Raw genomic sequence first — 13240 nt, 5'->3', positions numbered from 1 at the left:
GCCAGTCGTCGGCCTTCGCGGCCATGGTCACGCCGAGCATGAGCGCCGTGGACAGCCCGGTCCACGGGCCTGTGCCGCGCCGCGCCTCGGCCCGCAGCGCGGGGCCCGGGGCCTTTCGCCGTACGGGAGTTCCGGTGACGGTCATCGGGTACCCGCCGTCGCCCGGTGGGAGCGCAGGGCCGTCGTGTAGCCCCGCTCGATCGGGCTGCCGTGCAGCGCGTCCGGCTCGTCGTCCTCGCCGAGGGCCGCCAGCTCCTGCGTCGTCCCCCGGTACGCGACGCGGCCCGCCTCGATCAGCGTCACGTCCTCGCAGGCCGTCACCACGTCCTCGACCAGGTGCGTGGAGAGGATGACCGTCGCGTCCTTCCCCAGGTCCCGCATCAGGGCCCGGAACTCGACCCGCTGTTCCGGGTCGAGCCCGGCGGTCGGCTCGTCCAGGAGCAGCAGCTCCGGCTCGTTGACGATCGCCTGGGCGATGCCGACGCGCCGGACCATGCCGCCGGACAGCGTCTTCATCCGGGAGTCGATCCGGTCGGCGAGCCCCACGCGGTCCACCGCGCGCTCCACGGCGGCTGCCGCCCGCGCCCCGTCCATCTCCTTGAGCCACGCCACATAGGCGACGAACTCGCGGACGGTGAACCCGGCGTAGTGGCCGAACTCCTGCGGCAGATAGCCCAGCCTGCGCCGGACCTCCGCCCGGGCCCGGTGGTCGGACGCCGCCCCCACGTCGGCGCCCAGCAGCTCGACCCGCCCGGCGTCCGGAGCGGCGGCCGTGGACAGGACCCGGATCAGCGAGGTCTTGCCCGCCCCGTTGGGGCCCAGGAGCCCGTGCACTCCGGGCCCGAAGGCGAGATCGACGGCGTCCAGGGCGGTCCTGCGGCGGTGCCGCACCGTCAGCCCGGACACCTTGACGGTGCTGTTCACGCGATCACGCTCATGACGTCTCCAGGTGGTCGAAGGATCGGCGGCGCAGGACGAGCAGCGCCGCGCCGAGCACGGCCGCCGCCGCCCACGCGCCCTGTGCGGGGAGCCCCGCGACGTAGCGGAGCGCCGTCGGCGTTCCGTCGAGCAGTGCGGACGGGGACGTGTCGAGCGCCGGTACGGTGACGGCGGCCGCCCAGCCCGCCGCGACGACGAGGGCCGCGGTGCGGCAGCCGACGTACGAGCCGATACCCAGGGCCGCGAGTGTCAGGGCGAGCCCGGGCAGCAGCCAGGCCAGGGGTCCCGGGCCGCCGGCCGAGGCGGGCAGCACTGCCCAGGCCAGGGCGAGCACCGGGACGGTCACGCCGAGCACCGCGGCCGTCCTGGTCAGCAGCAGCCGCAGCCCGCCGCCGGGGGAGGTGGCGATGATCTCGTGCAGGGGGTCGCCGGAGCGCCCGTACGAGACCCCGACCCCGGCGAGCGGCAGCACGGGCGCGACGAGCAGCAGCAAGGCCCGCACGGAACCACCGAGCCCGCCCCCGTACGCGAGCGCGACGGCCGCGCACACCACGAGCGCCAACGCCCCCACCCAGGGCCCCCGCAGGGCGGGCCCGGCGGCCCAGAGCACGCGTCCTGCGCGGTGGCCGCCGGGCGCGCGGTGCCCCGCCGCCGGTACCGGAGCCACCGCCTCCGCCAGCACCGCCGCCCGGATCGCGGCCAGCGTCGCCGCTTCGGCGCCCCGGTCGCGTACCGCGGCCGACACCCGCACAGCGCACTCCGTGCAGGATTCGACGTGTTTCTCCAGGGACCAGGAGTCCGTCTCCGGGGCCGTGCCCTCCGCGTACCGCAGGACCAGATCGTCCGTCACGTGCCAGGTCGTCATGCCGTGCCTCCCAGGGGGCCGTTCTCCGCGACCAGCCGGTCGAGGGCGGCGCGCAGTTCGCGGCGGGCCCGCATGGCCCGGGTCTTGACCGTGCCCTCGGGTATGCCGAGCAGCCGGGCGGCCTCCCTGGTGGTGAGGCCGTCGACCACGGTCGCCCGCAGGACCTCCCGGAGTTCGGGGGAGATCCGGTCGAGCGCGGCGCCCACGTCCCCGTACTCCAGGCCGGCCAGGACGCGGTCCTCGGCGGACGGTGCGGGGGCGGCCCAGTGGGTGTCGCCCGCCTGTCCGGCCGCCGTCGCGCGCTCCGTCCTGGCCCGGGTGCGCTGGGCGTCGACCAGGCGGCGGGCGGCGATCACCCAGAGCCAGCCGCCCGCCTCCGCGCCCCGGTGCGCGGAGGCGGAGCGCCAGACCGTCACGAAGGTGTCCTGCACGACCTCCCGTACGGTCTCCGCGTCCGGGCAGCGGCGGCTCAGCCGGGCGAGGAGCCAGCCGGCGTGCCGGTCGTAGAACGCGGCCAGGGCGGCCGTGTCCCCCTGGCCGACGGCACGCAGCAGCGCCTCGTCGCTCCGGTCGTCCCCCGAGGGGCGCAAGTTGCTCACACTCCCTCTATCGGCGGCGGGGTGCCGCCCGGTTCACGCCCCCGGCGGCGCCGCGAACCGTACGGCAGAGGCGGGCGTGGTCACGTCCGCGTCCGCGCTGATCGCCCAGGCGGCGGCCCGGGAGACGACGGCGGCGGGCACCGCCCCGCTGATCCCGGGCGCGGCCGGGACGTCGTGCGTGGCGTGGGCGTCGTACGGGAGGACGACCCGGTAGCCCAGCTCCAGGGCGGTGCGGGCCGTCGCCTGGACGCACATCTCCGACATGACCCCGCAGACCGCCAGCGCCTCGACGCCCGCGTCCGTCAGGACGGCGCCCAGGGACGTGCCCGCGAAGCCGTCGTCCCGGGTCTTGCGGATCACGGACTCCCGGAGCCCGGCCACGACGGGCAGATGCAGCGCCCAGCCCGGTGTGGCCGGCTCGTCGCCCGCCCCGGGGGCGCCGTCGTTCTGGAGGTGGACGACGACCGCGCCCGCCCGCCGGGCCCGCGCCAGCAGCCCCGCCGTACGGTCCAGCAGCACATCGGCGGCCGGGACGGCCCCCGCGCCGGTCACCCCGTCCTTCTGCACGTCCACGACGATCAGGGCCTGTACGGGGAGAGGGGTCTCGGTCATGCGGCCATCCTGTCCGGCGCGGCACCGGCGCTCCACGCATCGTGACAGGCGTCACGGACAACGCCCCCGGAGCGGCCCGGAGCGCCCGCCTCAGCGTGAACTGTCCGATCCGATGTGACTTTGCGGAGGGCAGGTGCGGTGAGCTGCGGGGTGAAGAGTCGAGTTGCGCAAGCGCGGTCCGTTTGGTCAGAACAACTTTGCATCTTGCGCGACCGCGACCTGTAACGCTCCGTTGTCTTCGATTGCCCCGCCCACCGACCTGCTTTGCAGAGCGGCTGTGCTCTGCATCCGAAAATGGGCCGTGCCGTGTGCCAGGGAGGTGACACCATGCCGTGGCATGGCAGACGACAGCACCAGTACGTTTCAGGCGGGGCAAACGGGACTCATCGTCAGGATCCCGGAGGCCGAGCCGGCCGTCCGCGCGTGGCGTGAACGGCTCGATCCTTCAGCCCGAGCCGGGGTTCCAGCACATGTCACCGTGCTCTTCCCGTTCCTCGACGAGAGCCGAATAGATTCGCTCGTCTACTCAGCTCTCGCGGACGTGCTGGGAAGCCATCGGGCCTTTGACGTGAGGTTCGACCGATGTGGACGGCTCCCGGAGGTGCTGTATCTCGTTCCAGAACCCGACACGCGGTTGCGGCAGCTCACTGAGGCGATTGCCGATCGGTGGCCTGAGGCTCCGCCGTATGGCGGCCGGTTCACCGAGATCGTGCCCCACCTGACCATCGCTCAAGGCCAGGAAGCTGCCGTCCTGGAGGAGATCGAGGCAGACCTCCTCGGCAGGCTCCCCTTCACGTCCCGCGTCTCGTCGGTTGAACTCATGGTGCATGACGGCACGAAGTGGCAAGAACGAGCGTCCTTCGCGCTCCGAGATTGAACAGGTCATGAGCTTTGGCTGGTCCGCTGCCCAGCGAGCTGCGGACCAGCCGCCCGTTCGCGCGCTGTCTGGTCGCGGACCTGCTGGTCGGTTCGTTTGCTGTGCCAGATGGCGCCTTCGACTCGTTCGTAGTCCGGGGCCCACTTGCGGTTGATGACGGGTCTGACGTGGTTGTGGCGGAGCAGGGTGGGGCCGGCTTTGCGGTTGCGGCTGAACCAGAGCGCGCTGTTTTCGTGCCGCTTGGCCTGGGTCCTGTGGAGGGGCGGGATGACGCCCTGGATCCGAGCCGGTGAGTACGCGTGTTTTCGCCGGGCAGTTTTGGCCCCACTCCGCCGAGTTGTTTTGGCCCCACTTTTGAGCCGTGTGGGGGAACGGTGCGGGAGGGCTGCGGGAAGAACGGGTTGTGCTGGCCCCACCCTCGATCGGGTGACGTTTACCGGGTGTCCTGGGCGGAGTGGTGCAGTGGCGGCCCGTGGTCCGCGGCCGGTAGCGTGTGCCCCACGGAGCCCGCCCGTGGGCAAGAGGCTCGCAGAATTTGTCAGCAGGGGACCGATGTCAGTCAGTTGGCCGTTGTGTCCTCAGCCTCGGGCTTATCGCCGCTTTCGTCAGCCGGATCGGCCACGCGGTAGCGACCCATGCTCCTGAAGATCAGCACGGCGCCCAAGGGGGTCATGCCGTAGAGCACGGGGAAGTCTTTGCCGAATCTGTTGATGAGGAAAGCCAGCCCTGCGAGGGTGATGATCAGGACAGGGCGCCTGATGACGTGGCTGCAAATTATTCTCAGTCGGCGCCGACCCCGCGCTTCGGTGAGCCGTGTCCAGTCTGACGGTGACATGACGTCAGCGTAGTCGTGGAGCATTCGGCGATGCAGCCGCGTGTTCGTGAAGGCCGAGGCTCGGGGGCGAAGGTGCGAGTCTTTGCCCCCGGCCAGCAGGTTCTCAGGTTGCCGCCGCCTTGCGCTTGGCGGTGGTGCTGGCGAGGCGGAAGGACTGGGTGCCGGTCTCGATGATGTGGGCCTCGAAGGTGAGCCGGTCGACGATCGCCTGGCAGAGACGCTTGTCGGTGAAGGTCTGGTCCCACTCGGTGAACGGCCGGTTCGATGCGACGGCGATCGCATGTCGTTCCTCGCGCTCGGTGAAGATCTGGAACAGCAGTTCCGCGCCGTGACGGTCGAGCTTGACGTAGCCGAGCTCGTCCAGGCAGAGCAGGTCGACCCGCCCGTACTTCTTGATCGTGCGTCCCAGTTGCTTGTCGCTGGCGGCCTCGGCCAGTTCGTTCACCAGGTTCGCCGCGGTCGTGTAGCGGACGCGGCCGCCGGCCTCCGCGATTGCCGTGCCGAGGCCGATCAGCAGGTGCGACTTGCCGGTGCCGGAGTCACCGATCAGGCAGAGCGGGTTGCCGGCCTGGACCCAGTCGGGCTGCGTAAGGGTGTTGATGACTTCCTGCGGGATGTTCGGGTTCTTCGAGAAGTCGAAGTCCTCGATCCGCTTTTGCCGGGGGAAGTTGGCCTCCTTCACCGGCGGACCTTGCACCGGGCATCTCGGTCCTCGCACTCGCTCTCCAGCAAGTCAGCGAGGAAGTCCGCGTAGGAGGCATGCTCGCGCAGTGCCTGCGAGGCGAACTCCTCCCATCGCGAGCGAACCCCGGACAGGCCCAAGGTCCGGCAAGCCGCGTCGATGGTGTCCGACGGGGTCGCCCCGCGCTGGCCGGGCAGGCCGAAGGAACCCCACCGCCCCGAGGTCGCAGGGGCGGAGGTGGTGCTCTGCGTCATGCTGAGCCTTTCGGTTGGATAGAGAGCAACTGGCCGTAGGCGGCCAGCGATGGTTCGGGCCGGGAATCCGGCGGCAGGGCAGGACGCCGCTGCGGCAGCGTGATGACCTGCGCGGAACCGGGAACCGGTTCCGCCGGCTCCGCCGTGTCCGGTTCGGCTGCGACGGTGGCTTGCGGGACGATCACGACCGGTGGCTGACCATCCCCTCGTAGCGTGGAGCCCGTGATTGCAGGGGAAGTTGGGATTCATGGGGTCCAAGAAGAAGCCGCCGTACGACGCCGAGTTCCGTGAGGGCGCGGTGCGCATCGTGGTCGAGACCGGGAGGTCGGCCGGTGACTTTCCGCCCCGCGATGCGTTGGCCAGCTCGACACGCGCACACGTCCTGACGCCCACGGCGGGACTCGTGTGGGCGACGACCTCGATTTCCGCCCGGCGTCGGGCGGTTGTCGTTCGGGCGTCGGGATGCGGTTACGCAAATCAGTTGGATCTGGCGGTCCGGACTCTGCCAGGCTGACACGCCATGACTGCTTACGAACTGTTGCTCATCGGTGGCGGTGCCGGAGTCGGAAAAACGACTGTCGCCTGGGAGGCGTCGTCAGCACTTCAGGAGAAGAGCACGGCGCACTGCCTGATCGAGGGGGACTACATGGACCAGATCCATCCCGCCCCCGCAGGTGATCCTCACCGAACCGCGATCACCGAACGGAACATCGCCGCCATCTGGTCGAACTACGCAGCACTCGGCCATCATCGACTGCTCTACACCAACACGGTGAGCATCCTGGAAGAGCCGATGATCCGCCGGGCCATGGGCGGCCAGACAAGCAGAGTCACTTGCGTCCTGCTCACAGCTGAAGAAGCCACGGTGCGGCAGCGGCTCGGCCAACGTGAAATCGGATCCCAGCTACCCGCGCACATCGAGCGGAGCCTGCAGAAAGCGCGGCTCCTGGACGAGGCGGCTCCACCGGGCACGGTCCGTATCCCGACAGACGGCCGATCGGTTCAGGACATCGCCACACATGTACTTCAGGCGGCTGGCTGGTAGCCACAGTGCGTCACTTCATCCCTGCTGCCGTCGCTCATTCAGCCGCGGCCGCCGCGGTGCTGGGGTCAAGCAGCACCGCGAACGCGGTCATGGCGATACGGATGACGTCGTCCGCGTCTGGGGCCGGGCCGGCGCTGCGGGTGCGTGCGAGCTCGGCGGCGCCTTTGGCGAGAACCTTCTCTCGGCCGGTGGCCTGCGGGTCGTTCAGCGCACCCAGGACCTGACGCCATAGCGTCATCGCTCGCTCCAGTCCTGCGGGGCTCCTGGCCCGCGCCGACGACGGCACCGCCGTCCTGGCCGACGACATCCGCTGCGGACTCCGCCTCACCGACGCCGACGACGTCAGCACCTACTGACACACCTCATGGCAGAACCACTGACATCAGCTGTCGGAACCCACTGTCATCCTCAGTCGTCCGACACCCGGCAACCCCACCCCTTGATGCAAGGTCACATGGACCACTGCAAGACCAGATGCAGCTTAGAGCTGACATCTGCAAGGTCAAGCCGTACCGGACAAGGAACGCCCGATCGCTCAGAGCGAACAACGCTCGGGGAACATTGCGGGGCTCACAAGCATTGAGCCGGTATAGCTCAACTTGACTGCCGAAGGGGAGATCATGGCTACTGAGTCCACTGCCGTCACACCGCTCACCCTGCCCGTGCTGCCGCTCGACGACGAGGTCGTGCTGCCGGGAATGGTGGTGCCGCTGGACCTGTCGGACACCGAGGTGCGCGCCGCCGTGGAGGCCGCGCAGGCCGCCGCCCGGGAGGACGGGGGCAAGCCCGAGGTGCTGCTCGTCCCGCGCATCGACGGGACGTACACCGGGATCGGTGTCCGCGGCACCGTCGAGCAGGTGGGGCGGCTCTCCGACGGCGACCCGGGCGCCCTCATCCGGGGCCGCGGCCGGGTCCGCATCGGAGCGGGCACCAGCGGCCCCGGGGCCGCCCTGTGGGTGGAGGGGGTCCAGGTGGACGAATCCGTCCCCGACCCCATCCCCGGGTCCGTCGCCGAGCTGGTCAAGGAGTACAAGGCGCTCGCCACCAGCTGGCTGAAGAAGCGCGGGGCCTGGCAGGTCGTGGACCGGGTCCAGCAGATCGAGGGCGTCTCCGCGCTCGCCGACAACTCGGGGTACTCGCCCTTCCTCACGACCGCCCAGAAGGTCCGCCTCCTGGAGACCACCGACCCGGTCGCCCGGCTGAAGCTCGCCATCGAGTGGCTGGGCGAACACCTCGCCGAGCAGGACGTCGCCGAGTCCATCGCCAAGGACGTCCAGGAGGGCGTCGACAAGCAGCAGCGCGAGTTCCTGCTGCGGCGCCAGCTCGACGCCGTGCGCAAGGAGCTCTCCGAGCTGAACGGCGATCCGGAGGACGAGTCCGACGACTACCGGGCCCGCGTCGAGGCCGCCGACCTGCCCGGGCACGTCCGCGAGGCCGCGCTCAAGGAGGTCGACAAGCTGGAGCGCGCCTCCGACCAGAGCCCCGAGGGCTCCTGGATCAGGACCTGGCTCGACACCGTCCTCGAACTGCCCTGGACCGAGCGCACCGAGGACGCGTACGACATCAAGGGCGCCCGGGAGATCCTGGACGCCGAGCACGCGGGCCTCCAGGACGTGAAGGAGCGCATCACCGAATACCTCGCGGTGCGCAAGCGTCGGGCCGACCGCGGCCTGGGCGTCGTCGGCGGGCGGCGCGGCGGCGCGGTGCTGGCCCTGGTGGGTCCGCCCGGCGTCGGCAAGACCTCGCTCGGGGAGTCCGTGGCGCACGCCATGGGCCGCGCGTTCGTCCGCGTCGCGCTCGGCGGTGTCCGGGACGAGGCGGAGATCCGCGGCCACCGGCGTACGTACGTCGGGGCGCTGCCCGGACGCATCGTGCGCGCCATCAAGGAGGCCGGCTCGATGAACCCGGTCGTCCTCCTGGACGAGATCGACAAGGTCGGCTCCGACTTCCGGGGCGACCCGGCCGCCGCCCTCCTCGAAGTGCTCGACCCCGCGCAGAACCACACCTTCCGCGACCACTACCTGGAGGTCGAGCTCGACCTCAGCGACGTCGTCTTCCTGGCCACCGCCAACGTCCTGGAGGCCATCCCGGAGGCGCTGCTCGACCGCATGGAGCTGGTCAGGCTCGACGGCTACACCGAGGACGAGAAGGTCGTCATCGCCCGCGACCACCTGCTCCCGCGCCAGCTGGAACGGGCCGGCCTGGAGAGGGACGAGGTCACCCTGGACGAACCGGCGCTGCGCAAGCTCGCCGGCGAGTACACCCGCGAGGCCGGCGTCCGGAATCTGGAACGCGCCGTCGCCCGGCTGCTGCGCAAGGTCGCGGCCCAGAGCGAACTGGGCGACCGCGAGCTGCCGTTCACGGTGGGCGCGGGCGAGCTGCGCGGTCTCATCGGCCGTCCGCACCATGTGCCCGAGTCCGCCCAGGACCCGGCCGAGCGCCGTACGTCGGTGCCCGGCGTGGCCACCGGGCTCGCGGTGACCGGGGCGGGCGGGGACGTCCTCTTCGTGGAGGCGTCGCTCGCCGACCCGGAGACCGGGGCGTCCGGGCTGACCCTCACCGGCCAGCTGGGCGACGTCATGAAGGAGTCCGCGCAGATCGCGCTGAGCTTCCTCCGGTCGCACGGCGCGGAGCTGGAGCTGCCGGTCGCGGACCTGAAGGACCGGGGCGTGCACATCCACTTCCCGGCGGGCGCGGTCCCCAAGGACGGCCCGAGCGCGGGCATCACGATGACCACCGCGCTGGCCTCGCTGCTCTCCGGACGGCTGGTCCGCACGGATGTGGCGATGACCGGTGAGGTCTCGCTGACCGGGAGGGTGCTGCCGATCGGCGGCCTGAAGCAGAAGCTCCTGGCCGCGCACCGGGCGGGCATCACCACCGTGGTGATCCCCAAGCGGAACGAGGCCGACCTGGACGACGTTCCGGCCGAGGTGCTGGAGACCCTGGAGGTCCACCCGGTCACCGACGTCCGCCAGGTCCTGGAGATCGCCCTGGCCCCGGCCACGGCGGAGCGCAGGATTCCGGCGGCACAGGCGGCGTGACCGCCACGGTCACGACGGCCCGCCTCTCCCTCGTGAGGAGGCGGGCCGTTCCGCGTACAGCCGCGCCTACGGGCGGTAGATCGTGCCCGGGACCGGCTCGGCGGGGGCCATCAGCTGGGGGACCGTCACGAAGGTGTAGCCCTGCTTCTTCAGGGTGTCGATGATCCCGGGCACGGCGGGCACGGTGCCCTTGTAGATGTCGTGCAGCAGGATGATGCCGTCCTTGCTCGCCTGGTCGACTATCCGCTTCCTGATCAGCGCGGAATCGGTGGTCGAGTAGTCCTTGGCGGTGGCGCTCCACAGGATCTGGGAGAGCCCGAGGTCCTTGCAGATGCCGGAGATCGTGTCGTCGGTGCGGCCCTGCGGCGGGCGCATCAGCCGGGGCTTCTTGCCGGTGATGTCCGCGATGGCGTCCTGCGTCTTCTCCAGCTCGGCGCGTATCTCGGCCGGCTTCCGGTCGGTCAGGATCTTGTGCGACCAGGTGTGGTTGGCGATCTCGTGGCCCTCGGCCGCGAGCCGCCGCACGGTCTCCGGGTGCTTCTTGACGTGGTTCTTGCCGAGCAGGAAGAACGTCGCGTGGACCTTCTTCTCCTTGAGGATGTCCAGCAGATGGGGCGTGTCCTCGGCCGGGCCCGCGTCGAAGGTCAGGGCGATGCACTTGGCCTTGCGGCAGTCCACCGGGCCCGTCGGCGCCTTGGCGTCCGAAGCGGCGTCGTCGCGGGCCGAGGCGGGCGCGGTGGTCTCCATCGTGCAGCCGCTCAGGGTGAGCGTGAGCGCTGTCACAAGGGCGACGGCCAACCCCGTACCGATGGACTTCCTCTTACTGGGCACGGCGTGCCACTCCCTCTGGTGAACGAACGCACTGGTGTGCGAACCGGAATCGCGACTATACCTGTGAGGTATACACCGGGTTCATAGTGGGGTGGCCGGGCCGCGACGAAGCCCGGCGACGGGGTACGTCACCGGGCTTCGCGTCGTACGGGGAGGCTGCCGCCGCTACCCGTTGGCGAGCGCCTGTACGCGGTCGAGGGCGCCGTTGAAGTGGTTGTGGTCGCCCACCGTCGGACCGGAGGACGTGTACTGCCAGATCGTGTAGAAGCCCCAGCCGGCCGGGAGCGTGCCGACCGTGGTGTTGTACCGGGCCACCCACAGCGGGTTGGTCGTCCCGAAGCCCGCGTTGTTGCCCGTGCAGGACTGCCACCAGCTGGTCGCGGTGTAGATCACCGCGTCGCGCCCGGTGCGCGCCTTGTACGTGTTCACGAAGTCGCGGATCCACGACACCATCTGGGCCGCGGTCTTGCCGTAGCACTGCGCGCCGTACGGGTTCCACTCGATGTCGAGCACGCCCGGCAGGGTCTTGCCGTCCTTGGACCAGCCGCCCCCGTGGTCCACGAAGTAATTGGCCTGGACGGCGCCGCTCGTGGTGTCGGGCGTGGCGAAGTGGTACGAGCCGCGGATCATCCCGATGTTGTACGAGCCGTTGTACTGCTGCGTGAAGGAGGGGTTCGTGTAGTACGTCCCCTCGGTGGCCTTGGTGTAGGCCCACTTCACGCCGCTGTTCCAGAGCGTCGACCAGGCGACGTTGCCCTGGTGGCTGCTGACGTCGACGCCCTCGGTCTGAGCGGCGCGGCCCTCGACGGGCAGGCCGCCCTTGCCGTCGTGGGCGATGACGCCCATGCCCATGGTGGCGGTGCCGCGCGCGGGTGCGGTGGGGTCGCCGCCCGCCGCGTTCGAGGCGCCGGGCAGCGCGATGAGGAGGGAGAGGGCTGCGAGCAGGGTGCCGGCCGCGGCGAAGCGCGAGCGGCGGGACTTCGTGGAGCCGGATCTGTGCACGGGCATTGCGTGCCTCCGAGACCTCGGTGGGGGGAGCTGCCGACCCGGGAGGCGCCGCACAGCGACCCCGGCGGCATGCCATGGTGTGGACATGCCATGCATGACGCTACGCACGTAGACCCGTGCGGCGGAAGAGGGCCTGGGCGGCGCCGTTGGTCTACTCCTGCGAAATACTGGCGGAGCTGCGGTGATGGCCGTCGGCGGAAGAAACTTTCATCTGCGGGAAAGCTCTTGAGGGGAGTTGACGTGCACGGGAGCGAAAGCGGACGTGAACCCGGCGCTGCCGGGGAAAGTGGTGTGGACCACGAATTCCTCGCCCTGGAGCTGGAGTTGGCCGTCTTTCTGCGCCGGGCGCGGGCCAATTCCGGCGAGATGGCGCGCGAGGTGCACCCCGAACTGGAGGCGGCCGCCTACGGCCTCTTCGTACGCCTGGAATCCGCCGGCCGGCAGCGGGCCACCGATCTCGCCGCCTACTTCGGCGTCGGCAAGGCCACCATGAGCCGGCAGCTCCGCGCCCTGGAGGCGCTCGGCCTGGTGGCGCGCGAGCCCGATCCGGCCGACGGGCGCGCGTTTCTCGTGCACCTCACCGAGGAAGGGCTCGCCCGCTTCCGGAGCGTCCGCGACGCCCGCCGCGACCGCTACGTCCGCAAACTGGCCGACTGGGACCGCGCCGAGGTCGCGGAACTCGCCCGCCTGCTGCACCAGCTGAACGCGCGCGCCGAGGACTGAGCGCTTACGGCCGCCGGGGCCTACAGCCGTATGTACGCCGCCGTCGCGTCGTCGTGGGTCTTGCCCCGGAGGTGCTTACGCTCCGTGTCCGCGTCCTCCAGGGCGCGGACACGGTCGATCAGCGCCTGCGGGCCCTCCTTCGCCAGGATCCCGAGGCACTCCGCCCAGTCGCCCTCGCCGAACATCTCCGTCCAGCGGCTCGCCCCGTCCGTCATCGCGGCCAGGGCCCGCACCCCGGCGCGCGGCGTCCGCCCGGAGACCGCGCGCTCCGCCACGGCCGGGTCGGCGGCGGCCGTGAAGAAGCCACCCTCCTTGTTGCGCGCCCGGGCGTCCGCCACCGCCTCCGAGACCAGGAACTCCCGGGGCAGCCGGTCGAGCCGGTCGTCCAGCACCGCGCGGACGTCCCCGGCGGGCGATGCGAGGAGCAGCACCGAATCGGACAGCACCAGGTGCTCCACCTCGGCCTCGTCCCAACGCACCACGACGACGGTTGCCTGTGGCGTACGCACGTGAGAAAGGTCACAGGTCGAGCGGTGGGCGTCCGCGGTGCGCCGGATGGACTCCGCGAGGATCTCCCGCAAGGTCAGATCCCGCCGCGAACCGGACAGTTCGACCAGGGCCCCGCCCAGCCGGGCCGTGAACCACGGAACCGGGTGCACACAACCGGCATCGCCCTGCGGCGGGGTCACGCCGTCGAGCAGCACCAGCCCGCCGCCCCGACCGGAAGCGGGGAGGACCGAGGCCGTCCAGTCCTCGTTCGGGCGGTCCGGAGTACCGGGGGCGGTCGCGAGTTCGATACGCATACGGCCAGTCTGCACGATGCCTTCACCGTGCCCGCACCGCACCGCGATTGGTGTGTACCAGCAGGTCAGAAGCGTGGCTCAGGCGGAAGGAATCACTCCGCCCCGAGGTGCGGGCGGGCATCCTGC

The 13240-nt window shown here is 70.8% G+C and carries 15 protein-coding genes; 4 read left to right on the top strand and 11 right to left on the bottom strand.

Annotated elements, in window-relative coordinates:
* Window positions 1-141: 141 nt before the first annotated feature.
* The 4 genes from OG867_RS08645 to OG867_RS08630 are packed head-to-tail and all read right to left on the bottom strand — an operon-like array spanning window position 142 to window position 3015.
* Window positions 142-924, bottom strand: coding sequence for an ATP-binding cassette domain-containing protein (locus tag OG867_RS08645; protein ID WP_406284056.1), 783 nt, complete (start codon window positions 922-924; stop codon window positions 142-144).
* 10 nt (window positions 925-934) lie between these two features.
* Entirely contained in the window at window positions 935-1804 is an 870-nt protein-coding gene (locus tag OG867_RS08640) for a hypothetical protein (RefSeq protein WP_328902369.1), read from the bottom strand.
* Complete coding sequence (locus OG867_RS08635) at window positions 1801-2403, bottom strand: RNA polymerase sigma factor (protein ID WP_406284054.1); 603 nt, start codon at window positions 2401-2403, stop codon at window positions 1801-1803. The genes OG867_RS08640 and OG867_RS08635 overlap by 4 nt, the downstream gene beginning before the upstream one ends.
* A gap of 33 nt (window positions 2404-2436) precedes the next feature.
* A complete protein-coding gene (locus OG867_RS08630) occupies window positions 2437-3015 on the bottom strand; it encodes an isochorismatase family protein (protein WP_406284052.1) in 579 nt (192 codons plus the stop codon).
* A gap of 337 nt (window positions 3016-3352) precedes the next feature.
* Here OG867_RS08630 and OG867_RS08625 point away from each other — a divergent pair, with 337 nt between their 5' ends.
* Window positions 3353-3892, top strand: a complete 540-nt coding sequence (locus OG867_RS08625; protein ID WP_328902372.1) for a 2'-5' RNA ligase family protein — start codon at window positions 3353-3355, stop codon at window positions 3890-3892.
* Window positions 3893-4451: 559 nt separating this feature from the next.
* Here the strand turns inward: OG867_RS08625 and OG867_RS08620 are convergent.
* From OG867_RS08620 to OG867_RS08610, 3 genes are all read right to left on the bottom strand, one after another.
* On the bottom strand, window positions 4452-4727 hold the full coding sequence (locus OG867_RS08620) for a hypothetical protein (RefSeq protein WP_406284050.1): 276 nt from the start codon (window positions 4725-4727) through the stop codon (window positions 4452-4454).
* Window positions 4728-4830: 103 nt separating this feature from the next.
* Entirely contained in the window at window positions 4831-5409 is a 579-nt protein-coding gene (gene istB, locus OG867_RS08615) for an IS21-like element helper ATPase IstB (RefSeq protein ID WP_406284048.1), read from the bottom strand.
* Window positions 5406-5663: an ATP-binding protein gene (locus tag OG867_RS08610; RefSeq protein ID WP_406284046.1), complete on the bottom strand. Its 258-nt coding sequence runs from the start codon at window positions 5661-5663 to the stop codon at window positions 5406-5408. Before OG867_RS08610 ends, istB begins: the two co-directional genes overlap by 4 nt.
* A 520-nt stretch (window positions 5664-6183) precedes the next feature.
* On the opposite strand from OG867_RS08610, the gene OG867_RS08605 reads away from it, so the two are divergent.
* Complete coding sequence (locus OG867_RS08605) at window positions 6184-6708, top strand: hypothetical protein (RefSeq protein ID WP_328902376.1); 525 nt, start codon at window positions 6184-6186, stop codon at window positions 6706-6708.
* Window positions 6709-6742: 34 nt separating this feature from the next.
* Here OG867_RS08605 and OG867_RS08600 read toward each other — a convergent pair whose 3' ends face one another.
* Window positions 6743-6946: a hypothetical protein gene (locus OG867_RS08600; protein ID WP_328902377.1), complete on the bottom strand. Its 204-nt coding sequence runs from the start codon at window positions 6944-6946 to the stop codon at window positions 6743-6745.
* 382 nt (window positions 6947-7328) lie between these two features.
* Between OG867_RS08600 and lon the strand changes: the two genes are divergently transcribed.
* Entirely contained in the window at window positions 7329-9749 is a 2421-nt protein-coding gene (gene lon / locus OG867_RS08595) for an endopeptidase La (RefSeq protein WP_328902378.1), read from the top strand.
* A gap of 66 nt (window positions 9750-9815) precedes the next feature.
* Here lon and OG867_RS08590 read toward each other — a convergent pair whose 3' ends face one another.
* Together OG867_RS08590 and OG867_RS08585 are read right to left on the bottom strand one after the other, a co-directional pair.
* Window positions 9816-10496 carry a polysaccharide deacetylase family protein gene (locus tag OG867_RS08590; protein WP_406290839.1) on the bottom strand — a complete coding sequence of 227 codons (681 nt, stop codon included), beginning with the start codon at window positions 10494-10496 and terminating at the stop codon, window positions 9816-9818.
* 249 nt (window positions 10497-10745) lie between these two features.
* Complete coding sequence (locus tag OG867_RS08585; protein WP_328902379.1) at window positions 10746-11588, bottom strand: lysozyme; 843 nt, start codon at window positions 11586-11588, stop codon at window positions 10746-10748.
* Between the two features lie 240 nt (window positions 11589-11828).
* On the opposite strand from OG867_RS08585, the gene OG867_RS08580 reads away from it, so the two are divergent.
* Window positions 11829-12311 (top strand): MarR family transcriptional regulator, encoded by a 483-nt coding sequence (locus OG867_RS08580; RefSeq protein ID WP_328902380.1) that lies wholly within the window; start codon window positions 11829-11831, stop codon window positions 12309-12311.
* A 20-nt stretch (window positions 12312-12331) separates the two neighbouring features.
* On the opposite strand, the gene OG867_RS08575 is transcribed toward OG867_RS08580, so the two are convergent.
* Window positions 12332-13114 carry a hypothetical protein gene (locus tag OG867_RS08575; protein ID WP_328902381.1) on the bottom strand — a complete coding sequence of 261 codons (783 nt, stop codon included), beginning with the start codon at window positions 13112-13114 and terminating at the stop codon, window positions 12332-12334.
* Window positions 13115-13240: the final 126 nt, after the last annotated feature.

Source organism: Streptomyces sp. NBC_00209, from assembly GCF_045206345.1.
Taxonomy (GTDB): Bacteria; Actinomycetota; Actinomycetes; order Streptomycetales; family Streptomycetaceae; genus Streptomyces.
The sequence above is the reverse complement of the archived record's forward strand: the minus strand, read 5'-3'. Positions and strand labels throughout refer to the sequence as shown.